The 24,111-nt window shown below is 72.4% G+C and carries 18 protein-coding genes; 6 read left to right on the forward strand and 12 right to left on the reverse strand.

Annotation, left to right across the window (positions count from 1 at the left end; translation table 11 throughout):
* Positions 1-33: 33 nt before the first annotated feature.
* From EKD16_RS13805 to EKD16_RS13815, 3 genes are all read right to left on the reverse strand, one after another.
* Positions 34-603: a DUF3090 domain-containing protein gene (locus tag EKD16_RS13805; protein WP_131098762.1), complete on the reverse strand. Its 570-nt coding sequence runs from the start codon at positions 601-603 to the stop codon at positions 34-36.
* Between the two features lie 105 nt (positions 604-708).
* Entirely contained in the window at positions 709-1,476 is a 768-nt protein-coding gene (locus EKD16_RS13810; protein ID WP_131098763.1) for an MSMEG_4193 family putative phosphomutase, read from the reverse strand.
* Positions 1,477-1,505: 29 nt separating this feature from the next.
* Positions 1,506-2,669, reverse strand: a complete 1,164-nt coding sequence (locus tag EKD16_RS13815; RefSeq protein ID WP_131098764.1) for an undecaprenyl-diphosphate phosphatase — start codon at positions 2,667-2,669, stop codon at positions 1,506-1,508.
* Between the two features lie 401 nt (positions 2,670-3,070).
* Between EKD16_RS13815 and EKD16_RS13820 the strand changes: the two genes are divergently transcribed.
* Both EKD16_RS13820 and EKD16_RS13825 read left to right on the forward strand, forming a co-directional pair.
* Entirely contained in the window at positions 3,071-4,030 is a 960-nt protein-coding gene (locus tag EKD16_RS13820; RefSeq protein ID WP_207391298.1) for an aldo/keto reductase, read from the forward strand.
* 177 nt (positions 4,031-4,207) lie between these two features.
* Entirely contained in the window at positions 4,208-6,091 is a 1,884-nt protein-coding gene (locus EKD16_RS13825) for a helix-hairpin-helix domain-containing protein (RefSeq protein WP_131098765.1), read from the forward strand.
* A 462-nt stretch (positions 6,092-6,553) separates the two neighbouring features.
* On the opposite strand, the gene EKD16_RS13835 is transcribed toward EKD16_RS13825, so the two are convergent.
* From EKD16_RS13835 to fabG, 3 genes are all read right to left on the reverse strand, one after another.
* A complete protein-coding gene (locus EKD16_RS13835) occupies positions 6,554-7,315 on the reverse strand; it encodes an SDR family NAD(P)-dependent oxidoreductase (RefSeq protein ID WP_131098766.1) in 762 nt (253 codons plus the stop codon).
* Between the two features lie 108 nt (positions 7,316-7,423).
* The gene (gene fabI, locus EKD16_RS13840) at positions 7,424-8,188 is read right to left on the reverse strand and encodes an enoyl-ACP reductase FabI (RefSeq protein WP_131098767.1); all 765 of its coding nucleotides are present in this window, start codon (positions 8,186-8,188) and stop codon (positions 7,424-7,426) included.
* 85 nt (positions 8,189-8,273) lie between these two features.
* Positions 8,274-8,978, reverse strand: coding sequence for a 3-oxoacyl-[acyl-carrier-protein] reductase (gene fabG, locus EKD16_RS13845; protein WP_131098768.1), 705 nt, complete (start codon positions 8,976-8,978; stop codon positions 8,274-8,276).
* 306 nt (positions 8,979-9,284) lie between these two features.
* On the opposite strand from fabG, the gene EKD16_RS13850 reads away from it, so the two are divergent.
* On the forward strand, positions 9,285-10,304 hold the full coding sequence (locus tag EKD16_RS13850) for a glutathione S-transferase family protein (RefSeq protein WP_242676962.1): 1,020 nt from the start codon (positions 9,285-9,287) through the stop codon (positions 10,302-10,304).
* Here the strand turns inward: EKD16_RS13850 and EKD16_RS13855 are convergent.
* The 6 genes from EKD16_RS13855 to EKD16_RS13880 form a co-directional block, all read right to left on the reverse strand.
* Positions 10,282-11,313: a phosphotransferase family protein gene (locus EKD16_RS13855; RefSeq protein ID WP_131098769.1), complete on the reverse strand. Its 1,032-nt coding sequence runs from the start codon at positions 11,311-11,313 to the stop codon at positions 10,282-10,284. The genes EKD16_RS13850 and EKD16_RS13855 overlap by 23 nt on opposite strands.
* Positions 11,314-11,535: 222 nt before the next feature.
* Positions 11,536-15,090 (reverse strand): DNA polymerase III subunit alpha, encoded by a 3,555-nt coding sequence (gene dnaE, locus EKD16_RS13860; RefSeq protein ID WP_131098770.1) that lies wholly within the window; start codon positions 15,088-15,090, stop codon positions 11,536-11,538.
* Positions 15,091-15,273: 183 nt separating this feature from the next.
* Positions 15,274-15,816 carry a DUF421 domain-containing protein gene (locus EKD16_RS13865; protein ID WP_131098771.1) on the reverse strand — a complete coding sequence of 181 codons (543 nt, stop codon included), beginning with the start codon at positions 15,814-15,816 and terminating at the stop codon, positions 15,274-15,276.
* Between the two features lie 243 nt (positions 15,817-16,059).
* A complete protein-coding gene (locus tag EKD16_RS13870; RefSeq protein WP_242677433.1) occupies positions 16,060-16,620 on the reverse strand; it encodes a TetR/AcrR family transcriptional regulator in 561 nt (186 codons plus the stop codon).
* A gap of 271 nt (positions 16,621-16,891) precedes the next feature.
* Positions 16,892-17,539, reverse strand: coding sequence for a response regulator (locus tag EKD16_RS13875; RefSeq protein WP_131098773.1), 648 nt, complete (start codon positions 17,537-17,539; stop codon positions 16,892-16,894).
* Complete coding sequence (locus EKD16_RS13880; protein ID WP_242676963.1) at positions 17,536-18,831, reverse strand: sensor histidine kinase; 1,296 nt, start codon at positions 18,829-18,831, stop codon at positions 17,536-17,538. The genes EKD16_RS13875 and EKD16_RS13880 overlap by 4 nt, the downstream gene beginning before the upstream one ends.
* 367 nt (positions 18,832-19,198) lie before the next feature.
* Between EKD16_RS13880 and EKD16_RS13885 the strand changes: the two genes are divergently transcribed.
* The 3 genes from EKD16_RS13885 to EKD16_RS13895 all read left to right on the forward strand — a co-directional run bounded on the left by EKD16_RS13885 (position 19,199) and on the right by EKD16_RS13895 (position 24,109).
* Entirely contained in the window at positions 19,199-19,972 is a 774-nt protein-coding gene (locus EKD16_RS13885) for an ABC transporter ATP-binding protein (RefSeq protein WP_131098774.1), read from the forward strand.
* 6 nt (positions 19,973-19,978) lie between these two features.
* The gene (locus EKD16_RS13890; protein WP_131098775.1) at positions 19,979-22,483 is read left to right on the forward strand and encodes an ABC transporter permease; all 2,505 of its coding nucleotides are present in this window, start codon (positions 19,979-19,981) and stop codon (positions 22,481-22,483) included.
* Positions 22,484-22,597: 114 nt separating this feature from the next.
* Complete coding sequence (locus tag EKD16_RS13895) at positions 22,598-24,109, forward strand: MFS transporter (RefSeq protein WP_242676964.1); 1,512 nt, start codon at positions 22,598-22,600, stop codon at positions 24,107-24,109.
* Positions 24,110-24,111: the final 2 nt, after the last annotated feature.

Raw genomic sequence — 24,111 nt, forward strand, 5'->3', positions numbered from 1 at the left:
GTCCTCACTGCGCTCCCGCTCGACGCGGGCGCCTCACATCCCGCCGGGCTTGTACCCGTTCTGGCGCGGGCAGATGTGCCCCTCGGGGTCGAGTGGCTGACCGCACAACGGGCAGTTGGGACGTCCCGCGGCGACCACTTTCATCGCCCGACCGGCGAAGGCGCGCGCCTCCCCCGCCGTCAGGTGGACGCGCAGCACGTCGCGGCCCTCGGGCGCGTCCTCGGCGAAGACCTCGACCTCCTCCTCGTCCTCGCCTTCGGACTCCTCTTCGACCTGCTGGGCCTCGATGATGACCCGTGCGGACTCGGCGTCCCAGGCCAGAGCGAGCGTGCCCACCCGGAAGTCCTCGTCGATGGGCTGCTCCAGCGGATCGTCGTCGGACTCGCCGGGCTCGCCGGCCTCCAGCGGATCGCCGAAGCGCTGCCGCACCTCTTCCAGCAGTTCCTCGATGCGTTCGGCGAGCGCCGATACCTGGGCCTTCTCCACGACGGCGCTGGTGACCCGGCCGCCGCCGGCGGCCTGCAGGAAGAAGGTGCGCTCCCCCGGCTGCCCCACCGTCCCGGCGACGAAGCGGTCCGGAGGGTCGTATTCGAACACGGACATGCCATGAACCCTAGAGGATCCTGCTCAGCCTCGCGATTCGCAGGCCGGGTCGGGCCGCACACCGTCTGGCGGCGCCGCCGCCCGGCCGCGGGCGCGCGGCAGTCGCTAACCGGCCGGGGCGGTCTGGGCGCCGCCCGCTCCCCCGCCCACGGCGGCGTCGCCGGAGGACTGCTCGGGCGAGGGCACCAGGCCGGCCGGCGAACCGCCGACGTCGTTGAGGCGCACGACGAACGGGCGCACGCTCGTGTAGCGGACCGCGGTCAGCGAGCACGGGTCGGCCTGCACGCGCTGGAACTGGTCCAGGTGCAGGCCGAGCGCGTCGGCGGCCACCGCCTTGATCACGTCGCCGTGGCTGCACACCACGTAAACGGGGTTGGCCGAGGCGGCGGTCAGGTGGGCGTTCCAGTCGCGCACGGCGGCGACGGCGCGGGCCGACATCTCGGCGAGGCTCTCGCCGTCGGGGAAGCGGGCCGCGCTGGGGTGCGCCTGGACGGTGCGCCACAGCGGCTCGCCCGCAAGGTCGGCGAGCCTGCGACCGGTCCAGGAGCCGTAATCGCACTCGTTGAACCGGTCGTCGGTGACCACTCGGCGGCCCGCTGCCGCGGCGACGGCGGCCGCGGTCTCCTGGCATCGCTCCAGCGGGCTGGAGACGACCGCGGCCAACTCCACGCCGCTCAGCCGGCGGGCGAGCTCCTCTGCCTGGCCGCGGCCGCGCTCGTCGAGGTGCACGCCCGGCGCGCGGCCGGTCAGCGTGCTGCCGGTGGTCTCGGTCAGCCCGTGGCGCACCAGGAGCAGGGTCGCCACGGGTTCGGGTGGCGGCTGCTCCCGGCGCTCGCCGGACTCGGGCTGCGGCTGCTGCGTAGGTGTGCCCATCGGGCGCAACCATATCGGGCGGCCGGCCGCTACTGCGCCGACCGGGCCTCGTCGGCCGTCGGGTCGTAGGGCTGCCCGGTGTAGGGGTCGATGGGCAGGCCCGTCTGCGGATCGATCCGCACGTTCTCGCCGGTGTCGGGGTCGCGGTACTGCCCGGTCTGCGGGTCCTGCGCCAGACCGGTCTGCGGGTCGATCGGCCAGCCGGTGACCGGGTCGACACCGGCCGAGGGCGAGGGATCGGCGGTGGGCGAGGGGGTCTCCTGCGGGCTCGGGTCGGCCTGGGTGTCCGGCTCACCCTGCTGCTCGTTCCGCTGTTCCCCGCTCTGCTCGCTCTGCGAGCTCAGCGCCGGGGTTTCGTCGCCGACCTCGCCGCCGCGCGGCTCCAGCACCCCGAAGCTGACCAGGGTGAGGATGAGGACGCCCAGCGCGCAGCGGTAGTACACGAAGGGCATGAAGCTGTGCGTGGTGATGAAGCGCATCAGCCAGGCGATGACGACGTAGCCGATGGCGAACGCCACCGCGGTGCCGACGAACGAGGCCGTCCACCCGGCGTACTCGTCACCGCCGATGTCGGTGAGCTTGTACAGCCCGGAGGCGAACACCGCCGGCATCGCCAGCAGGAAGGCGTACTCGGCGGCGTCGGCGCGCTGGAAGCCGAGCAGCCTGCCGCCGGTGATGGTGGCGCCGGACCGCGAGACGCCGGGGACGAGCGCGAGGGTCTGGAACAGCCCGTAGATGATTCCCCGGTTCACCGTCAGGTCGACGAGGGTGCGGTGCCTGCGCATGTAGCGGTCGGCCAGACCCAGGAAGACGCCGAAGACGATGAGCGTGAGCGCGATCAGCCGCAGGTCGCGGAAGATGCTGTCGATCTGCTCCTCCAGCGCCAGACCGAGGATGCCGACGGGGATGGTGCCGATGATGACGTACCAGCCCATGCGGGCGTTCATGTCGGAGCGCAGTTCCCGGTTTCCCAGCGACCGCGTCCAGGTGGACAGGATCGCCCAGATGCGTTTGCGGAAGTAGAGCAGCACCGCCAACTCGGTGCCGATCTGGCTGACCGCGGTGAATGCGGCCCCCGGATCGGGCCAGCCGAGGAACGCGGAGACCACCCGGAGGTGGCCGCTGGAGGAGATCGGGAGGAATTCGGTCAGTCCTTGGATAACACCAAGGACGATGGCCTCGAATATGGACACGGCGGGCTCGGCTCCTGGGTCTTCGTCGGCAGGCGTGGGGCTCCAGCGCCCAGGCGTTCGCGATCCGGGGGGCGAAGCCGCGGCCGGCCGTGGGAGCGCGCACGACCGGGCGCCCGCACGCCGGCGTGCGGGCGCGTTCGTCACCGACGGGGCGGTGACAGGGGCGCGACCCGTGCGGCGTGCGGGGGGCGGGACCCCGGCAGCTTACTGGGATCGGAGCCGTCACGACATCCGGGAGGCTCAGCCCCTTGGCCGCGGCGGCCCTCGGGGCGGGCGCGCGGGAGGGGACGGCGGGCCGCCGACACCGGCGAGAGCGCAGCCACTATCTCACTCTGCGTGACTTCGGGACTGCGCGGTGCGGGTCAGCGCCAGTGACAGCATAACGCGGTAATCTCCGCGCCATGGAACAGCGACAGGTGGGTGGATCGGGGCTGTGGGTGTCCCGCACTGCTCTGGGCACGATGACCTGGGGAAAGGACACCCAGGAAGAGGAAGCCGCCGATCAGCTCACCGCGTTCGTGGACGCCGGCGGCACCCTCGTCGACACCGCCGACATCTACGGCGGCGGACAGAGCGAACGCATCGTCGGACGCTTGGTCAGCGGGGTCGTCCGGCGCGACGATGTGATCATCGCCACGAAATCCGGGCACACACCGCAGGGCTACCGGCCCTGCGACCTCTCCCGCCGTCATCTGCTCGCCGCTCTGGACGCCTCGTTGCGCCGGCTGCGCACCGACCACGTCGACCTGTGGCAGCTGCACGTGCGCGACGGGGACACCCCCGTGGAGGAGACCCTGTCCGCGCTCGACGCGGCCCAGCGCGCAGGCAAGGTCCGCTACGCGGGCACCGGCGACTTCACCGCCTGGCAGTTCGCGACCTACGCCTCCTGGCAGCGCGCCTCCACCCGCTTCGCGGGCGTCCCCATCGTCACCGCCGGATGCGAGTACTCCCTGCTCAACCGCGCACCCGAACGGGAGCTGCTGCCCGCCCTCGCCGACCAGGGCGCGGGCCTGATCGCCTGGTCCCCGCTGGGCCGCGGCGTCCTCAGCGCGCAGTACCGCAACGGCATCCCCGACGCCTCCCGCGCCTCCCGCTCCCACATGGCCCAGTTCGTCGAGCCCTACCTGGACGAGCGGAGCGGACGCGTCGTGGAGTCGGTCTGCACGGCGGCGGAGGGGCTCGGCGTGTCACCCCTCGCGGTCGCTTTGAGCTGGGTCCGCGATCGCGAAGGGGTGGCCGCGGCCACCGTCGGCCCGCGGACCACCGCCCAGCTTGAGGAGATCCTGTCCATGGAGGGCGTGGAACTGCCCCGGGAGATCCGCGACGCGCTGGACGACGCGTCCTCGGCGCCGCCACCGTAGCCCGGTATGCCCCATATGCGCGGATTTGCCGCTGCGATCGTGCAGGGAGAAGCACCGCTGAAGAACGGCACGATCGCCGCTCCGTTATGCGGTCTCCTGTGGACAGTTGCAGCGGCCTGTCGTCGGGGCTCGCTAAGCTCCCAGGGACGAAACCGCCGTTGGAGAGGACCGTTCGCCATGTCGGGTACGCCCGGATCCGAGGCGCCGTCGCAGGTGCCGCCACCGCAGGCCGCCGGGCGGCACCCGGCTGCGGGGGATTCCGGGGGCGGCGACGCGGTGGGGCGGGCGCGCGAGGCGCTGGAGCAAATGGGCGCTCCCGCCGGGTTGGCGGAGCCGCTGGTAGGCGCGCTGGGCCCGCGGGCCGGGGCCGAAATCTCCACCGACCCCTGGCGGCTGCTGGCGGTCTCAGGCGTGACCCCCCAGCAGGCCGACTACTGCGCCCGGCACGTCCTGGGCGCCGAAGCTTCTCCCGACGATCCGCGGCGCGGTAAGGCGCTGGCCGCGCATCTGCTGCGGCAGGGCGCGCGTGAAGGCCACACCGCACTGGAGGAGCAGCGCCTCGCCGGGGCTCTGCGGTCGATGGGCGTCCGCTCGGTCGATGCCGCGCTGAGCGCGGCGCTGGACGGCGGCGAGGTGCTGAGCTTCGAGATGGTCGACGAACCCGACGACGGCGACGACTTCGACGGCGGCGACCCGGGCGAGGTGCCCGACCCCGACCGCTGGTACGCGCTGACCCGCATCGGCCTCGCCGAACAGGACCTCGGCGAGGGGTTGGCCCGCCTCGCCGGCACCAGCGAGCCGATCATGGACTCCGCGACCGCCGCCGAGACCGTCGAGGCCACCGCCGAGCGCCTCGGCGCCGAGGTCGACCCGCGGACCGCCGCCGCACTGGTCACGGTCGCGCTGCGGGGCGTCTGCGTGCTCCAGCACGGCGCGGGTGCCCGGGTACCCGTCGCGCACGCGCTGGCCTGCGCCGCCGCCATCGCCGCCGACAGCGAGGCCGGCATCGCCGTCGCCTCACCCACCGCCCAGGCTGCCGCCGAGGTCAACTCCGCCCTCGCCGATCTGGGCGCCGGAGGCGACGTGGCCGCAGTGCCGCTGGCTGTGCTGCTGGAGACCCGCTCCCCCGGCGTGCACGGCCGCCGCTCGGAGCGACCGATCGAGGCCGGGCTGGTAGTGGTCACCGGCGCCAGGTGGCTCGACGTGGACCGGGCCGCCGCGCTCGTCGACGCCTGCGCCGACGGCACGCACCTGGTTCTGCTCGCCGACCCGGCGCAGGCGCCCTCGGCCGCGCCGGGCAGCGTCGTGGCCGACCTGGTCGCCTCGCGCACCGTGCACGTCGCCGACCTGCCCGAAGGTCCCGACGCGGGTCCGCTGGCACGCATGGCCGAGTCCGTGGCCGGCGGCGAACTGGAGGAGGTCGGCGCACCGGGCCGCGAGGTGGTGGTCGTGCCCGCGGACTCCGCCGCCGCTGCCGCGCACCGGACGGTGCAGCTCATCACCGACTCCATCCCCCGTGCCCTGGAGATCCCCGCCGAGCAGGTGCAGATCGTCGCCGCCACACGCGGCGGCGAGGCGGGCACCGACGCGCTGAACGCGGTGTGCAAGGAGCGGCTCAACCCCGGTCCGGGCGCTCACGGCGGCCTGGACGCGGGGGACCGGGTTCTCGTGACCGCCGACGGGCCGGGCTGCGCCGCCGGAGACGTCGGCTACCTGCGTGTCGCAGACGGTGACGACGGCAACGGGCAGGGCGGCGGTGCGCCTGTGCTCGCCGTGGAACTGCCGGGCGGAACTCTGGCCCGGGTGGCGGACCCGGCGCAGCTGCGGCCGGGGTGGGCGATCACCGTCGCCGCGGCGCACGGCGGCCGCTGGCCCGCGGTCGTCGCGGTGTTCCCGCCCGAGACGCGGGCGTCGCGGCCGCAGGTCTACACGGCGCTGACGACGGCGCAGCGCCACCTGTCCCTCGTGCAGGCCGCCGGCCCCGCCCTGGCTCAGGGCGTGCGCGAGAACGCCGCGCTGCCCCGCCACACGCGCCTGGTCCAGGTGCTGCGCGAGGGATGAGGGAGCAACCCGTCGCCATTGCCCGTCGATACCTGCGGATACGACGAAGGTGCCCGGTGCCCGACTCCGCCCGAGGCACCCCCGCCGAACCACGTGGCGGCTCGGTGCTGACCGGGCGCCCGGGAGTCCTTTATGTCGGGTTTCGCGGCGTCTATTGCGCGGAAATCGCCACGGATCGGCCTTGGACGTGGTGATTTCCGCGCAATAGACGCCGACCGGGCCCAACCGCCGCGCGCCGCGCCCGCCCGGCCACGGGAGCAGATAGCGCCGGCGCGGGCGGGAGGGGCCGCCGCCGTTGTCGCCGCTTTTCCTCCCAGGCGACCCGCCCCCGCCCGGTGCCACGGCCGCGCAACAGACCCGAGGCGCCCTCGGCGCGCCGAGCCATGCGCGGGCGGGGCCGGAGACGGCACGCCCGAGTCGACCAGCTCGGCACACGGAATTCAGGAACTTGGCGAAGTGCTACTAGACCCGGTCGACGAAGCCGCCGTCGACGACCAGGTTGGCGCCGGTGATGAAGGACGCCGCCGGGGCGGCGAGGAACGCGACGGCGCGGGCGACCTCCTCGGGGCGGCCGAGGCGGCCGACGGGGATGCGCTCGCGGATGCTGTTGTAGAAGTCGGGGTCCGAGCCGCGGCGGCGCGCCCAGCCGCCGCCCTCGAACTCGATGGGGCCCGGGGAGACCGTGTTCACCCGGATTCCCTGCGCCGGCAGCGTGTGGCCGAGTGCCGCCGCGTGGTGGTTGAGGGCGGCCTTGACCGCGCCGTAGGCCTTGGGCCCCGAGGGGGCGGTGGTGTGCAGCGCCGATGTCGTGGAGACGAGCACGATCGCCCCGCCGCGCTCGGAGTTCTCCAGGTGCGGCCGGGCGTGCTCGGCCATTCGCACGAAGGGCAGGATGTCGGTCTCGAACCCGCGCTCCCACTGGTCGGGGGTGGCCGCGCTGCCGGCCGAGACGTTGGAGACCAGGACGTCGATGCCGCCGAGGTGTTCGGCGGAGCGGTCCAGGAAGCCGCGCAGCGCCTCGGTGTCGGCGACGTCGAGGGCCTCCTCGGCCACCGTGCGCCCGCCGGCGCGCAGCTGCTCGGCGGCGCGCTGCAGCGGTTCGGCCGAGCGGGCGCAGATCGCCAGGTCGGCGCCCTCTTCGCTGAAGGTCTGCGCGATGGCCCGGCCGATCCCGCGGCTGGCGCCGGTGACGACGACGCGTGCGCCGTGCAGTCCGAGGTCCATGGTGGCTGGTCCCCTCTCGTTGGTGCGTGGCTGCTCGACCCGCCGACGCGAACGCGGGCGCCCCCGAGGAACAGGGGCGCCCGCGTGCATAGGTCGGCGGGTGGCAGTCTACGCGCCGGTGGAGTGGAATCCCCCGTCGACGTGCACGGTTTCGCCGGTCGTCGCCGGGAACCAGTCCGACAGCAGCGCGACGACGGCGCGCGCAGCCGGCTCGGGGTCGGAGGTGTCCCAGCCCATGGGGGCGCGCTGCGGCCAGGCGTCCGCCAGCTCGTCGAAACCGGGGATGCTGCGAGCGGCCATGGTGCGCAGCGGTCCGGCCGAGACGAGGTTGACCCGGACGCTGTACTCGCCCAGGTAGCGGGCGAGGTAGCGGGCGGTCGAGGTGAGCCCGGCCTTGGCCACACCCATCCAGTCGTAGACGGGGTAGGAGACGCTGTTGTCGAAGTCCATGGCGACGATGGACCCGCCGTCCTTCATCAGCGGCAGCAGCGCCGTCGACAGCGCCTTGAGCGAGAAGGTGGAGGTGTGCATCGCGGTGGCGACGTCCTGCCAGGATGCGTTGAGGAAGTTTCCGCCCAGGGCCTCCTGCGGGGTGAAGCCGATGGAGTGCACGATGCCGTCGATGCCGTCGACGTGCTCGCGCACCCGCTCGGCGAGGCTGCTCAGCTGGTCCTCGTCGGTGACGTCGAGTTCCAGCACGGGCGGGGCGTCGGGCAGGCGCTGGGCGATCCGCTCGACCAGGGAGAGCCGGCCGTACCCGGTGAGGACGACGGTGGCGCCCTGCTCCTGGCACATGCGGGCGACGTGGTAGGCGATCGAGCTGTCGGTGATCACCCCGGTGACGAGGATGCGCTTGCCCTCAAGGATTCCCATGGAAGTGTGCTGTCCTGTTCTTGTTCGTCGTGTTCGGCGGGCGTGTCGGGGGCGCAGGGCGCCGCGGGGCCGTGTCCGTGCGTGCTCAGTGGCCCATGCCGAGGCCGCCGTCGACGGGGATGACGGCACCGGTGATGTACGCCGCGTCCGGAGAGGAGAGGAAGCGCACGGTCTTGGCGACCTCCTCGGGCGCGCCGAACCGCCCCAGCGGCACGTTGCTCTTGATGGCGGTCTGGCGCTCCTCGTCCAGCTCGGCGGTCATGGCGGTCTCGATGAAGCCGGGGGCGACCACGTTGACGGTGATGCCGCGGGAGCCGAGTTCGCGGGCCAGCGAGCGCGCGAGGCCGACGAGTCCGGCCTTGGAGGCGGCGTAGTTGGCCTGTCCGCCGGAGCCCAGCAGGCCCACCACCGAGGAGATCAGCACGATGCGGCCGCTGCGGCGGCGCATCATGGAGCGCACGGCCCGCTTGGCCACCCGGAACGCACCGGTGAGGTTGGTGTCCAGCACCGAGGAGAAGTCGTCCTCGCTCATCATGGCCAGCAGCGTGTCCTTGGTGACTCCGGCGTTGGCCACCACCACCTCGACCGGCCCCTGCTCCTCCTCGATCCGCTTGAAGGCGGCGTCGACCTGGGCGGTGTCGGTGATGTCGCAGTTGACACCGAGCAGGCCCTCGGGGGGTTCGCCGGAGCGGTAGGTCACGGCGACCTGGTCTCCACCCGCGGCGAGCTCGCGGGCGATGGCCAGGCCGATCCCCCGGTTGCCGCCGGTGACCAGTGCCGATCGGGACATTTCGTGCTCCTCTGTGCGCCGGACGGCGCTATCGCGACCATGAACCAAACGGACAGCAGCGTATCGAGCTACCGGGCGGTATGGGGAACCGAGGCGGTGGGCACACACCCGTGCCGACGTGCGCGTCCGCCGCGGGCGGCCTGTGCGCCGTCCGCGGCCGCACCGCACCGCAGCTGTCGGGCGGGCGGACGGCCGCCGGCTGGTGGCGGCGGGCGCGTCCGGGTATGCAGGGAGGCGTGCGCGCCCAGCGGCCGCACCGACCCGCACCGACCGCGGCAGTGCCGCCAGCGCAACGGGAGGACCGCAGTGGAGACCGCCATCATCGCCACACCCGTCGACTTCGACGTCCACGGCGACTACGGGGAGCGGATGACCAAGCCCAAGGGCCCGGAGTTCCGGCGCCCCGCCTACCCCTTCCGAGGGCGCATCGGCAGCGAGGAGTTCCCCGCCGAGGCAGGGCGATACCATATCTACGCCTCCTACGCCTGCCCGTGGGCGCACCGCAGCCTGATCGTGCGCAAGCTCAAGGGCTTGGAGCAGGCGGTGTCGGTGGGCATCGTCGACCCGGTGCGCGACGGCCGCGGCTGGGCCTTCCGCGAGGGGCGGGGCCACGGGCCGGACACCGTGGGGCACTTCACGCTGCTGCGCGAGGCCTACGAGGCCACCGAGCCCGGCTACGACGGCCACATCTCGGTGCCCGTGCTGTGGGACACCGCCGGCGGGCGCATCGTCAGCAACAACTTCCCCGACATCACCACCGACCTCGACGCCCGCTTCGACGACTGGGCCGAGCACGACGTGGACCTCTACCCCGAGGGCCTGCGCGCGGAGATCGACGCACTCGAAGAGCGCATCTACACCGCCGTGAACAACGGCGTCTACCGCTGCGGCTTCGCGCCGACCCAGCAGGCCTACGACAGCGCCGTAGCCGAACTGTTCGCGGCGCTGGACGAACTGGAGGAGCGGCTGGCCACCCGGCGCTTCCTCACCGGCGACCGCGTCACCGAGGCCGACGTCAAGCTGTGGGTCACCCTGGCCCGGTTCGACCCCGTCTACAACACGCACTTCAAGACGAACGTGCGGCGGCTGGCGGACTACCCCAACCTGTGGGGCTACACCCGCGACCTGTACTCGCTGCCGGCCTTCCGCGAGACGACCGACTTCGACCACATCCGGCGCCACTACTACGTCACCCACGGCGCGCTGAACCCCAAGCGGATCGTCCCGGCCGGGCCGCGGCCGGACTTCGACGCCCCGCACGACCGCGCCGCGCTCGCCTCCGGCGGGCCGCAAACGCCGCTGTTCAACTCCCGCTCAGGTACCTGAGCCCGCCGTCGACCAGCCGCGGCACCGCATCGCCGATGCGGTCGAAGTTCTCGCCGACGGTCTGGCCCTTGCTGTGCCGGTAGTGGATGCCTTCCAGAATCACCGCGAGCTTGAAGAACGCCAGGCCCACGTACCAGTCCAGGGCCGAGACGTCGCGGCCGGAACCGCGGGCGTAGCGGGCGATGATCTCGTCGGCGTCGGGGTAGCCCTCGGCGGTGTGGGCGTTGCTCACGCTGCTGGTGTCGGCCATGGCCGCGCTGCTGTAGGTGATGATCAGGGCCAGGTCGGTGAGCGGGTCGCCCAGGGTGGACATCTCCCAGTCCAGCACCGCGGTGATCCGGTCGTCGGCGTCGACGAGGAGGTTGTCCAGCCGGTAGTCGCCGTGCACGATGGTCGGCTCGGGCGAGGCGGGGATGCGGGCGCTGAGGCGCTGGTGCAGCGTGTCGATGCCGGGCAGCTCCCGGCTGCGCGACGCCTCCAGCTGCTTGCTCCAGCGGCGCAGCTGCCGCTCCAGGAAGCCCTCGGGCCGCCCGAAGTCGGCCAGCCCCACGTTCTTGGGGTCCACGGCGTGCAGGTCCACCAGCGTGTCGATCATGGCCGCGGCGATGCCGCCGGTGCGGGCGGGGCCCAGCGCGTCCAGCTCCTCGGCCGTGCGGTAGGGCACGCCCTCGACGTACTCCATGACGTAGAAGGGAGCGCCGATCACGTCGCCGTCCTCGCACAGCAGCACCGTCTCGGGAACCGGGACGGCGGTGTCGGCCAAAGCGCTGACGACGCGGTGCTCGCGGCCCATGTCGTGAGCGGTGGGCAGGACGTGGCCCAGCGGCGGCCGGCGCACCACCCACCGGCCGTGCCCGTCGGTCACCCGGTAGGTGAGGTTGGAGCGCCCGCCGGCGATGACGTCGCCGGTGAGCGCACCGCTGAGCATGCCCGGCCGCTGGGCCTGCAGGTACGCGCCCAGCCGCGGCAGGTCCAGTCCCGGCGGATTCGTCTCGCTCGTTGCGCCCATGCGTTCTCCCACGCTCTGCTCGGCCGGCCGCCGCGCCGCCGCCCCGCAGGTCCTCGGGGCGCCGGGGGACGCAGCGGCCTGCTGTTACCTCGACAGAGGATCAACATACCATCTGGTCGGTTTCCTGGCGGCGGGAGTCCGGTGGGGGCGGTGTCCGCTCGCACCCGAGGCCGCCGCACCGGTGCGGACGCGCACCGGTGCGGCGTGCCGGGTGCCGGAGGACTAGTAGGTGACCGCCTCGGCGCCCAGCAGGGATTTCAGGTCGCCGGCCAGCTCCGGGCCCACCCGGACCGGGTAGCCGGGGACGTCGTAGACCCGCGACTTGGCGGGGTGGTCCACGCGGATGGTCAGCGGTGTCTCGCCCCGGTGGGCCTTGAGCACGTGCTTGAGCTCGTCGACCAGGTCGGCGGTCAGGCGCTGCTCCTGCACGGTCAGCAGCATGGGTGGCGGCCCCTCGGAGACGTGGCTGATGTCGAGCGGGGTCAGCTCCACCGCCTGGATGGAGTACTCGCCCTCGCGCTCCTTGACCCGGCCCTTGACTGAGACGGCGGTGTCCTCGACCAGCACCTCGGAGTAGAGGGTGTAGGCCTCGGCGAAGAACAGCACGTCGATGCTGGCGTCGAGATCCTCGATGGTCACCTTCGCCCAGGGGTTGCCCGACTGCTTGCTGACCCGCCGCTCCACGCCGGAGATCAGCCCCGCCACCTGCACCTCCGCGCGGTCGCGGCGCTCACCGTTGTTGATGTCGAGAATGGCGGCGTCGCTGGACCGGGCCAGGATGCGCTCGGCGCCCGCCAGCGGATGGCTGGAGACGTAGAGGCCCAGCATCTCCCGCTCGAAGGCGAGCTTGGTCTTGCGGTCCCACTCCTTGTCCGACCAGGTGATGTCGAGCCCGATCGGCCCGGAGTCGTCTTCGTCGCCGCCGCCGAACAGGTCGAACTGGCCGTGCGCCTCCTGCTTCTTGGCCGAGATCATCGCGTCGACGGCGTGCTCGTGGTGGTTGAACAGGTCCATGCGGGGCTGGCCGAACCCGTCGAAGGCCCCGGCCTTGACCAGGGACTCCACGACGCGCTTGTTGCAGGCGGCCAGCTCGATCTTGGACACGAAGTCGACGAAGGAGGTGAACTCGCCCTTGGCCTTGCGGGTCCCCATGACGGACTCCACCACGTTGGTGCCGACGTTGCGCACGGCGCCCATGCCGAAGCGGATGTCGGCGCCGACGGCGGTGAAGCGCAGCGCCGATTCGTTGACGTCGGGCGGCAGGACCTGGATGCCCATCTTGCGGCACTCGGCGAGGTAGACCGCCATCTTGTCCTTGTCGCCGCTGACGGAGGTGAGCAGGGCCGCCATGTAGGAGGCGGGGTGGTTGGCCTTCAGGTAGGCGGTGCGGAAGGAGAGGATGGCGTAGCCGGCGGCGTGCGACTTGTTGAACGCGTATCCGGAGAAGGGGAGCATGACCTCCCAGAGCGTGTCGACGGCCTCCTGGGAGAACCCGCGCTCCAGCATGCCGGCGTTGAACTTGGTGTACTCCTTTTCCAGCGCCTCCTTCTTCTTCTTGCCCATAGCGCGGCGCATCAGGTCGGCGCCGCCCAGCGAGTAGCCGGCCATCTGCTGGGCGATGGCCATGATCTGCTCCTGGTAGACGAGCAGGTGGTAGGTCTCGGAGAGGATCGGGTCCAGCGCGTCGGCCAGTTCCGGGTGGATCGAGGTGATGTCCTGGCGCCCGTTGGAGCGGTCGGCGTAGTCGTTGTGGGCGTTGGCCGCCATGGGGCCGGGCCGGTACAGCGCGTTGACGGCGACGATGTCGGAGAACTGGGTGGGCTGCATCCTGCGCAGCAGCGCCCGCATGGCCGTACCGTCGAGCTGGAACACGCCCAGGGTGTCGCCGCGCGCCAGCAGCTCGTAGGTCTTGGGGTCGTCGAAACCGACCTGGGACCAGTCGATCTCGACGCCCTCGTTGGACTTTACGTTCTGGATCGCGTCGTCGATGATCGTGAGATTGCGCAGGCCCAGGAAGTCCATCTTCAGCAGGCCCATCTCCTCGCACTGCGGGAAGGGGAACCCGGTGATGATGGCGCCGTCGGTGTCGCGCTTGTGCAGCGGCACGACGTCCAGCAGGGGCTCGGCCGAGAGGATCACGCCGGCTGCGTGCACACCGGTGCCGCGGGTGAGCCCCTCGATGCCGCGGGCGGTCTCCATGACCTTCTTGACCTGCGGGTCCTTCTCCATCAGGGTGCGCAGCTCGACGGCTTCGGCGTAGCGCTCGGCGGAGTCGTCCTCGACCTCGGCCAGCGAGATCTCCTTGCCGCCGACCGGCGGCGGGAACGCCTTGGTGATCTGGTCGCCCAGTGCGTAGGGCAGGCCGTGGATTCGGGTGGAGTCCTTGACGGCGGCCTTGGCCTTGATGGTGCCGAAGGTGAGGATCTGGGCCACCCGCTCCTCGCCGTAGAACTCGGTGACGTATTCGATCATCTCCCCGCGCCGACGCTCGTCGAAGTCCAGGTCGATGTCGGGCATGGTGACGCGCTCGGGGTTGAGGAACCGCTCGAACAGCAGTCCGTGCGCCAGCGGGTCGAGGTCGGTGATGCCGAGCACGTAGGCGACCATCGATCCGGCCGCCGACCCGCGCCCCGGACCCAGCGCGATGCCGTGCTTGCGCGCGTACTGGCAGATGTCGGAGACGACCAGGAAGTAGGCGGGAAAGCCCATCTCGTTGATGATGTGCAGTTCGCGGTCGATGCGGTCGCGCACGGCGTCGTCGGTGCCGTCGGGGTAGCGGGTGGGCGTGAGCCGGTCGATCTCCTTGCGCAGCCACGTCGACTGGGTCTCGGCCTCGGGCACGTCGAACTTGGGCATGAGGTCGCGGGAGGCGAAGACCTCGTCGTAGGCGCCGTCCTCGACGGAGTCGGCGACCATGAGCGTGTTGCGGCAGCCCTGGGCCCATTCGTCCAGGCTCACCAGCGAGCGCATCTCCTCGGCGGACTTGATGTAGTAGCCGTCGCCGTTGAACTTGAACCGGGCGGGGTCGTCGAGGTTCTTGCCGACGCCCACCGCCAGCAGGGCGTCGTGGTCCTGGGCCTGGTCCTGGGTGACGTAGTGGGAGTCGTTGGTCACCAGCGGGGGCAGGTTCAGTTCGCGGCCGACCTTGAGCAGGCCGTCGCGGACATCGCGCTCGATGCTGATGCCGTGGTCCATCAGCTCCAGGAAGACGCTGTCCTTGCCGAAGATGTCCTGGAGCTTGGCGGCGTAGTCGATGGCCTCCTTCTCCTGGCCGAGGCGCAGCCGGGTCTGCACCCCCCCTGAGGGGCAGCCGGTGGAGACCATGATCCCCTCGGCGTAGCGGCTCATCAGCTCCAGGTCCATGCGCGGCTTGCCGTAGTAGCCCTCGAGGCTGGCCAGCGAGGACATGCGGAAGAGGTTGCGCAGGCCGGTGGCGTTGCGCGCCCACATGGTCATGTGCAGGTAGCGGCCACCGCCGGAGATGTCCTTGCCGCCTTCGGTGTTCTCGTCGGAGTCGCCGCGGCCCCAGCGCACCCGCTTCTTGTGGAACCGCGACTCCGGCGCCACGTACGCCTCGATGCCGATGACGGGCTTGACCCCCGAGCCTTTGGACTGCTCCCAGAACTCGTAGGCGCCGAACATGTTGCCGTGGTCGGTCATGGCGACCGCGGGCATCTGCTGCCGGGCCGCCTCGGCGAACAGCGGCTTCAGCTTGGCGGCGCCGTCCAGCATCGAATACTCGGTGTGGACGTGCAGGTGGACGAAGGGGTCAGCCACAGTCTCAGAACCTCTAACAACGACAGGACTACGCGGGAACGTGTGACTCCTGAGACTAGTCCCGCCACAGGCGCCGCCACTACTCGCACGGCCGGGCTGTGGACGGCGACCGGAATCCGCCGGGGCCGTGCGCGCGCAGGAGGTCCGCCGGGCGCCGTCCGGGGCCGCGGCAGGGTGGCCGGATCAGATCGCGGGAGGCCCGTCGCCTGCGCTGACGCTGGCCAGCAGCTCGGGCTCGAGCGGCGTCCCGTCAGGGTTGCGCCGCAGCACCGAGACCTCTCCGGTGGACTCCATCACCACCGCGGCGACCTGGTCGAAGGTCGTGATTCCGGCCAGGCGCAGCTTGGAGCACAGGTCGCCGCGCGTCATCCGCACCCGCGACAGGTTGTCCTCGATGACCTCGGTGTCGCGCATCAGCAGCAGCGGACCGCTGTCCATCAGCCGCTCGCCGCCGTCGTGGCGGCGGTACCAGGCGAGCAGGGCCTGCACGGTGAACAGCACGCCCAAGCCCACGACGCCCTCCAACAGTGAGGTGGTGCCGACCGCTGTAGTGGCCACGATCGACCCGAAGGCCACCGTGGCGGCCATGTCGAAGTTGGTCATCTCAGAGAAGGACCGGAGCCCGGCGAGGCGTGAGAACACGATGAGGGCCAGATACGCCCCGCACGTGGCGAGAACCACGACCAGTAGCGCCACGGGCGTGGCTCCCAGACCGCTGGACAGCACCGTTCCTCCTCGATCGAGGTCGACTCCGCCGACGCGTCCCGCCGGCTCCGGGCGTCTCTACCCGGCACACGCTTCACGATGATGGGCCGCCTTCGTCACGTCGCGGCCGCGCCGCGCCGAAGCGGCTTCCGGGCACCGGCGGGCAGAGGTCCGCCGCCCGATCGCGCCCGAACCGGTCGCGATACGCCCGGCCCGCGGCCCCCGAACCGCGGCATCCGCGGCCGTTGCGGCCGGTGCGCGCACTCAGCGGCCGTAGGCCTGCGGGCGCAGGGCGTCCAGCAGCAGACGGGCGTAATGGTCGCCGATCTGCTGCGGGCTCAGCGCGCCCTCGGGGTGGTACCAGGTGCTCAGATGATGGACGCTGCCGAAGTAGAAATCGCAGACGATGTCGGCGGGCACCCGGTCGGTGAAGACGCCCTCGTCCTGCCCTTCGGTGATCAGCGAGCGGAACAGCTCGTGGTACCGGCGGCGCTGCGCGCGGACCTCGCGCTGCTTCTCGGCACTGAGTTGGTGCAGCGACCGGTAGGAGATGGTCGCGTCGTCCAGGTTGTCGATGGTGCTGACCACCACGTCGGCGGCGGCCCGGCCGACGCGCTCGGCCACGGGGCCCTGCTCTCCGGCGATCTCACTGAGCCGCGACATCTGCAGGCGCAGCACGCGCGCGTAGATCTCGGCGAGGAGGTCGTCCTTGGAGTCGAAGTAGTGATACATCGCCCCCTTGGTGACGTCGGCCGCGCCGACGATCTCCTGCACAGAGGTGCGGTCGAAGCCCTTCTCGGCGAACAGGCGGGTGGCCGCGGCCATCAGCCGCCGCGGCACCGCGGGACCGGCGGACTCGGCACTGCGCCGGGCGGATCCATCTCCTGCGGGTTCAGCGGAGGGCACGGCCGGCATCCCCATGCCCCCCTGGGTGCGAACGGCCACGGAAACGGCCTTTCTCGTAACGATCCTGCGCCCGCAGCGCGCCGGCGCCGCAAGCGGAGTACCACAACACAATAGACGCCTCACGGGGTGGGGCGCCGGTGGGGCCGCCAACCGGGTCCGTCAGGGCCCCGTACCACCGCGGGCGCCGGCGTCAGGCCCACCCCGCGTCGTGGGCAAGGATGGCCGCCTGCACCCGGTTGCCCATGTCCAGCTTGCCGAGGATGCTGCTGACATGGGCCTTGACCGTGGCCTCGCGCATGCCCAGACTGCGGCCGGCCTCGGCGTTGGACATACCGCGCGCGATCGCCACGAGCACGTCGCGCTCCCGCTCGCTGAGCACCTGCAGGCGGCGCGCGGCCTCGGCCGCGGTGTCGGTGGCCGAGACCGCGAAGCGCTCCAGCATGCGCTTGGTGATGCTGGGGGCGAGCATCGCGTTGCCCTCGTCGATGGTGCGCACGGCGCCGATGAGGTCGCGCGGCGGTGTGTCCTTGAGCAGAAAGCCCACCGCCCCGGCGCGCAGCGCGCGGTGGACGTACTCGTCCAGGTCGAAGGTGGTCAGCAGCACCACCTTGGGCGGGCGCGGCAGCTCCGCCATTCGGGCGGCCGCCGTCAGCCCGTCGGTGCCGGGCATGCGGATGTCCAGCAGCACGAGGTCGGGCTCCAGCCGCTCGGACAGCTCCAGAGCCTCGCCGCCCTCGGCTGCCTCGCCCACCACCTCGACGTCGTCGGCCGAGTCGAGGATCATCCGCAGGCCCGAGCGCACCAACTGCTCGTCGTCGACCAGGAGTGTGCGGATCACCCCGACGCCCCCTGCCGCTGCGCGCCGCCGGTGCGGGCCCCGGGCAGCACGGCGGCGACCCGCCAGCCGCCGTCCGGACGCGGCCCGGTGTGCAGGGTGCCCCCGGCCAGCGTGATGCGCTCGCGCAGACCCGCGAGGCCGTAGCCGCTGCCCGGAGGCGGGTCGACGGGGATGGTCGGCGGCGGTGCGTTGTCCACGGTGATCTCCAGGGTTTCGGGGCCGTGCTCCAGGTGCACGCGCACCGGCGATCGGGGTGCGTGCTTGGCGGCGTTGGTCAGTGCCTCCTGCACGATGCGGTAGGCGGTGCGCTCGGTCTGGGCCGAGAGTCCCGCCGGGGTGCCGGCGGAGGTGTCCTCGACCGGCATTCCGGCCGCGCGCCACTCGCCGAGGAGGCGGGAGAGGTCGGCCAGAATCGGTTGGGGCGCGGTCGGCACACCCGCCTCGGGGTTGTCGCGCAGCACGCCGAGGATCTCACGCAGCTCCGAGAGCGCGTCGCGTCCGGTGTTGCGGATCAGGGCGGCGCTCTGGGCGGTGCGCTCGTCCGAGGCGGACACCTCCAGCCCGCCGGCGTGCAGCACCATCAGGCTGACCCGGTGGGCCACCACGTCGTGCATCTCGCGGGCGATGCGGGTGCGCTCGGCGGAGATGGCCTGGTCGGCGAGCAGGTACTGTTCCCGTTCCAGCCGCTCGGCGCGCTCGCGCAGGTTGAGGATGAGCGCACGGCGGGTACCGATCCACAGGCCCACCGCCAACGGCAGCCCCCAGAACATCAGCAGCAGGCTGATGGCCGGGGCCGGCGCCATGCCGTCGGCGGTGGAGACGGCCAGGAAGCACACCGTCAGCCCGAGGGTCCACACGGCGAGCCGGCGCCGCTCGTCGAACCAGGCGGCGTAGGTGAACAGCGCCAGGGGGGCCAGCCCGAAGTCGCCGTAGCCGACGAGCGCGGCCGCCGCCGTCCACAGCAGCAGCGCGGGGTGGCTGCGGCGAAGCAGTACGGCGGTGCAGACCGTGGTGGTGACCGCCAGCGTTCCACCGGCGACCGCGAGGACGGCGGGAACTCCCCCGGTGATTCCGGTCACGGATCGGGCCGCCCCCGCCGCCAGGACGAGCAGCCCCTGCGGCTCCCCCACCAGCATCAGGGGGGTCCACGGGAAGAACATCGCCGCCAGCAGCCAGTCGGCGGCGCGGTGGCGCCGGTCCCACCAGCGGGCCCACCACGGGCGCCGCCGCGCCGTGCCGGTGTCCGCCGAGGCCGCGGCGCCTGCGGGAGGTGCTGTGCGGTCCTTGGCCATGTTTCGGGAGTCTATGCCGGGCCGCACCCGGCACAGGGCGGCCGACCTGCGGCGAAGCTTGTGCACCGACGAAGGTCGGTACGCCGCGCCCGAGCCGGTCAGCGTGGTCGGCTCGGCCTCCGGCGGGCAGCATGACCGCCGCCGGGCCCGGGTGGCCCCCCGACGAAAGTCGGGGGCCGATACCGCCCGAAGTGCGGACGCGGGCGCGAACGGGGGGTCTTTCGCCACCGCGGATCTCGGCTCGGCGGTCGATGCCGCGGGGCCGCGCGCGGCCGTAGCGTTTCCGGGTGCGGCGCGCCGAGCCGGACACCGCAACGGCGCCGCCTGCCGACTCAGTACACCCGACCACAGGTCTGGAGAACCCCACGTGAGCCAGAGCGCGGCCTCGGCCGCCCCAGCATCCGAGCACACCGCCACCCCGCCGGTCGTCGTCGCACGCGACCTCGCCAAGGTCTACGGCGACGCCCAGTCGGGCGTGCGCGCCCTGGACGGCGTCAGCGTCGAGTTCGCCCGCGGAGCTTTCACCGCGATCATGGGGCCGTCGGGCTCGGGCAAGTCCACGCTGATGCACTGCCTGGCCGGCCTGGACACCGTCTCGTCGGGGACGGTGCACCTGGGCCGGACCGAGATCACCCGGCTGCGCGACAAGCAGCTCACCCTGCTGCGCCGCGACCGGATCGGCTTCATCTTCCAGTCGTTCAACCTGCTTCCGATGCTCACGGCCGAGCAGAACATCCTGCTGCCCGGCCGCATCGCCAAGCGCAAACACGACCCCGCGCGCTTCGAGCGCATCGTGGAGGTGGTGGGGCTGGGCGACCGGCTCGGCCACCTGCCCTCGGCGCTCTCCGGCGGCCAGCAGCAGCGGGTGGCGGTGGCCCGCGCCCTGCTGGGCGACCCCGAAGTCGTCTACGCCGACGAGCCCACCGGCAACCTGGACTCCCGCTCGGGTGCCGAGGTACTGGGCTTCCTGCGCGACTCGGCACGGGAGATGGGCCAGACGATCATCATGGTCACCCACGACCCCGTGGCGGCCTCCTACGCCGACCGCGTCGTGTTCCTGCGCGACGGGCGCCTGGTCGACGAGGTGCAGTCCCCCACCGCCGAGACCGTGCTCGACCGCCTGGTGAAGCTGGAGTCCTGAGCCCTCATGCTGCGCACCACACTCGCCGGCCTGCGCCTGCACAAGGGCCGGCTCGTCACGACCGCACTCGCCATCGCCCTGGGCGTCATGTTCGTCTCGGGGACGCTGGTCTTCTCCGACACGCTGCGGGAGAGCTTCACCAGCCAGGTGATGGCCTCGGCGCAGACCGTGGACGCCGTCGCCCAGCCCGAAGCCGACGCGGACCAGGGCATCTCCCGCGAGGTGCTCGACGACGTCCGCGCCCTGCCCGAGATCGACCGTGCCGCCGGTGTCACCCGGGCGCCCGCCCCGCTGCTCGACAAGGACGGGCGGGCCGTGGGGAGCGTCCCCACTCTCGGAGTGTCGGTGGGCGAGGTGACCCGCTATTCGGCCGCCGAGGGCGAACTGCCCGACGGCCCCGACGAGGCGGCGCTGGCCACCACCACCGCCGACACCACGGGCTACGAAGTCGGCGACACCGCCACCGTGCTGGGGCCCGAGGGCCAGAAGCACGACTTCACCGTCACCGGGCTGATCGACTTCGGCATCTCCGGCGAGATCAACTACCGCGGCGCGGTCGCGTTCACCCCCGCCACAGCGGCCGAGATGACCGGTACCGACACCTTCGCCGAAATCGACGCGATCGCCGCGGAGGGGGTGACAGCCGAGCAGGCCGTGCAGGCCGTCTCCGCGGTCACCGCCTCGGGCACCGAGGTGCTCACCGGCCAGGAGCTGGGCGAGCGGCTCGCCGAACAGGCGGGGCTCCAGGCCGAGGTACTGACCGTCGCCCTGCTGCTGTTCGCCATGATCTCCATGCTGGTGGCGGCCATCGTCATCCACAACACCTTCGCCATCCTGGTGGCCCAGCGGCAGCGCGAGATGGCGCTGCTGCGCTGCGTCGGCGCCGTGCGCGGGCAGGTCTTCGGCAGCGTGGTGATCGAGGCGCTGGTGGTGGGCCTGCTGGCCTCGGCCGCCGGCGTCGCCGCCGGTATCGGGCTGGGCACCGTCGGGTTCGCGCTGGGGTCGCAGGCGTTCGCATCCGGCTCGGCGGAGACCGCGGTGGTGGTGACACCGCAGACCGTACTGATCGGGCTGGGCGTGGGCACCGCGATGACCCTGTTCGCGGCACTGCTGCCGGCGCGCCGCGCCATGTTCGTACCGCCGCTGGCGGCGCTGCGCACCAGTGCCGTGGCCACCGGCCTCGGCAAGCGGCTGAGCGCGGTCCGCGTCGCCGTGGGCGCACTGCTGCTGCTGGCCTCGGCGGGCGTGGTCGCCTTCGCAATGCGCGACGTCGGCCCGGAGGTCGGGCTGTACCTGGTGACCGGGGCGGGCATGATCGCCTTCGTGGGCGTCGTCGTCCTCAGCCCGCTACTGGTGCGCGCGGCCGTGGCCGCGATCGCACCGCTGATGCGGGCCACCGGTGTCTCCGCGACGCTGGCCGCCGACAACGCCCGCCGCAACCCGCGCCGGGCCGCCACCGCGATGATCGCGCTGACCGTGGGCGCCACGCTGATCAGCGGGTACTCGGTGATCAACGCGACGATGATGGCCACCACCACTGAGATGCTCGACCGGCAGTTCCCGGTGGATTACCAGATCCAAGCCCAGTTCAGCGAGGACAGCGAGGGCGTTCCGGGCGAGGTCGGCGCGCAGCTGCGCGACTCGTCCGCGGTCGGCAGGGTGATCTCCCAGCGCAGCGCGACGGTGGAGGGCGATGAGCGGTTGGCCTTCGTCTACACCTACCGGGGCGCCGACCCCGCCACCGTCGCCCCGGCCGAAGCCCGGGCCGGCGATCTCGCCGACGTCCGACCGGGCCACGTGGCCGTCCACGCGGACTTCGCCGGCGACAGCGGTGTCGGCGACACGCTGACCCTGGAGACCGAGGAGGGGCGGCGCTCCTACACGATCGCCGCGGTCGTGGGCGGAAACCAGGGGGCGTGGAGCGTGCTGATGGCGCCGCGCGATTTCGCCGCCGCCTTCCCCGGGGTCGACACCGACGAACTGCTGATGGTCACCGGTGCCGAGGATGCCGAAGACCAGGCGCTGGCGGACGCGATCGACTCCGCGGTGGCGGAGTACCCGACCGTGCAGGTCGACTCCGTCGCGCAGATGCGCCAGCAGTACGAGGACGTCCTGGCCACGGCGTTCCTGGCGATCGTGGCGATGCTGGGCCTCGCTGTGGTCATCGCCGTGTTCGGCATCGCGAACACGCTGGCGCTGTCGGTGCTGGAGCGCACCCGCGAGTCGGCGATGCTGCGGGCGCTGGGCCTCAAGCGCGGCCAGCTCCGGCTCATGCTCAGCATCGAGGCGGCGCTGCTGTGCCTGATCGGGGCGCTGGTCGGTATCGCGCTCGGGGTGTCCTTCGGCTGGGCCGCGGCCGCGGCGATCTTCGACACCCTGGTGTTCCAGGTGCCCGCCGCGCAGATCGGCGGCTTCATCGCGGCGGCGGTAGCGGCCGGGCTGCTGGCCTCGGTGCTGCCCTCGCGCCGGGCGGCGCGCACCTCGATCACCGCCGCGCTGGCCAGCGAGTAGCCGCGCCGCCGGGGGCCGGCCGTAGAGTGGCTGGGGACGGGCACGCGTGCCCGTCCCCAGCCGTCGGCGCCGCCTGCGCCAAGGCCGCAGCACACAGCCGAGGACGGTGATGGCATGGGCGCCGCAGACTCCGCCGCGACCTCCGGGGGCGGCGTGGCATGGGGCAGCCCGGCGGCGCGCTGGATGCTGACCGCCACCGTGCTCGCCTCGGGCATGGCCTTCCTCGACTCCACCGTGGTCAACGTGGCGCTGCCCGCGATCGGCGCGGAGCTGGACGCCGGGGTGGCGGGCCTGCAGTGGACCGTCAACGGCTACATGGTCACTCTGTCGGCGCTGATCCTGCTCAGCGGCTCGTTGAGCGACCGGTTCGGGCGGGTACGGGTGTTCGCCGTCGGCGTGGCGTGGTTCGCCCTGGCCTCGGCGCTGTGCTCGCTGGCCCCGGGGCTGGGCTGGCTGATCGCGGGACGGCTGCTGCAGGGGGTGGGCGGCGCGCTGCTGACACCGGGCAGCCTGGCGATCCTGCAGGCCGGCTTCCGCAAGCGGGACCGGGCCCGGGCGATCGGGGCGTGGTCGGGACTGACCGGGGTCGCATCGGCGGTCGGGCCCTTCGTGGGCGGCTGGCTGGTCGAGATCGGGTCCTGGCGGCTCATCTTCCTGATCAACCTCCCGCTCGCGGCGGCGGTGCTGCTGATCGCGTGGCTGCGGGTGCCCGAGTCGCGCGACACCGAGGCACCCGAACGACTGGACTACACGGGCGCGCTGCTGGCCATGGCCGGGCTGGCCGCGCTCACCTATGCGCTGATCGAAGCGGGCGAGACCGGTTTCGGCGACTGGCGGGTGCTGGCGCCCGCGGCCGCGGGGCTCACGGCCCTCGCGGCCTTCGCCGCGGTGGAGCGCCGCAGCCACCATCCCATGCTGCCGCTGGACATCTTCGCCTCCAGCCGGTTCACCGTCACCAACGTCGTCACGGTGTTGATGTACGGCTCGCTGGGCCCGCTGCTGTTCCTGCTGGTCATCTACTTGCAGGAGGTGATGGGCTACTCCCCGGTGGAGGCGGGCGCGGCGTCGCTGCCGATCACGGCGCTGATGCTGGCGCTGTCGGGGCAGTCGGGGCGATTGGCCGAGCGGGTCGGCCCGCGGTGGCAGCTGACGATCGGGCCGCTGGTGCTGGGCGCGGGCCTGGTGGTGCTGTCCGGACTTGCGCCGGGCGACTCCTACCTCACCGGCGTGCTGCCCGGAGTTCTGCTGGTGGGGCTGGGGCTGTCCACGGCCGTCGCGCCGCTGACCGCCACCGTGCTCGCCTCGGCCGCCGAGCGCCACGCGGGAGTGGCCTCGGGGGTGAACAACACCCTGGCGCGCACCGCGCAGCTGATGGGCGTGGCGGCCGTTCCGGTGCTGGCGGGGGTGAACGGGCCCGCCGGGATCTCCGGCGGGTTCGGCCCGGCGATGCTCATCATCGCCGGCGCGGCGGCCGGCGCCGGGCTGCTGGCGGCGGCCCTGCTGCGCCGCAGACCACGGGCGCCTGCCTCGAAGCGGATGTTCTGCGGCGTCTCGGGGCCGCCGCTGTCGTCGTGCCCGGGCTCCTCGGCGAGCGAACCCCTTCGCCGCGGGCCGGAGACGTCCTAGAG

The organism is Streptomonospora litoralis (assembly GCF_004323735.1).
GTDB classification, from domain to species: Bacteria; Actinomycetota; Actinomycetes; order Streptosporangiales; family Streptosporangiaceae; genus Streptomonospora; species Streptomonospora litoralis.

What these genes read in the sequence shown, in the direction of transcription:
- EKD16_RS13870 (WP_242677433.1), bottom strand. Translation starts at nt 16,620, where the DNA reads ATGGCCGCGGCCACCCGCCTGTTCGCCGAGAAGGGCTTCGACCGCACC.
- fabG (WP_131098768.1), bottom strand. Translation starts at nt 8,978, where the DNA reads ATGTCCCGATCGGCACTGGTCACCGGCGGCAACCGGGGGATCGGCCTG.
- EKD16_RS13880 (WP_242676963.1), bottom strand. Translation starts at nt 18,831, where the DNA reads ATGGCCAAGGACCGCACAGCACCTCCCGCAGGCGCCGCGGCCTCGGCG.
- EKD16_RS13895 (WP_242676964.1), top strand. Translation starts at nt 22,598, where the DNA reads ATGGGCGCCGCAGACTCCGCCGCGACCTCCGGGGGCGGCGTGGCATGG.
- fabI (WP_131098767.1), bottom strand. Translation starts at nt 8,188, where the DNA reads ATGGGAATCCTTGAGGGCAAGCGCATCCTCGTCACCGGGGTGATCACC.
- EKD16_RS13810 (WP_131098763.1), bottom strand. Translation starts at nt 1,476, where the DNA reads ATGGGCACACCTACGCAGCAGCCGCAGCCCGAGTCCGGCGAGCGCCGG.
- EKD16_RS13835 (WP_131098766.1), bottom strand. Translation starts at nt 7,315, where the DNA reads ATGGACCTCGGACTGCACGGCGCACGCGTCGTCGTCACCGGCGCCAGC.
- EKD16_RS13825 (WP_131098765.1), top strand. Translation starts at nt 4,208, where the DNA reads ATGTCGGGTACGCCCGGATCCGAGGCGCCGTCGCAGGTGCCGCCACCG.
- EKD16_RS13805 (WP_131098762.1), bottom strand. Translation starts at nt 603, where the DNA reads ATGTCCGTGTTCGAATACGACCCTCCGGACCGCTTCGTCGCCGGGACG.
- EKD16_RS13820 (WP_207391298.1), top strand. Translation starts at nt 3,071, where the DNA reads ATGGAACAGCGACAGGTGGGTGGATCGGGGCTGTGGGTGTCCCGCACT.
- EKD16_RS13855 (WP_131098769.1), bottom strand. Translation starts at nt 11,313, where the DNA reads ATGGGCGCAACGAGCGAGACGAATCCGCCGGGACTGGACCTGCCGCGG.
- EKD16_RS13890 (WP_131098775.1), top strand. Translation starts at nt 19,979, where the DNA reads ATGCTGCGCACCACACTCGCCGGCCTGCGCCTGCACAAGGGCCGGCTC.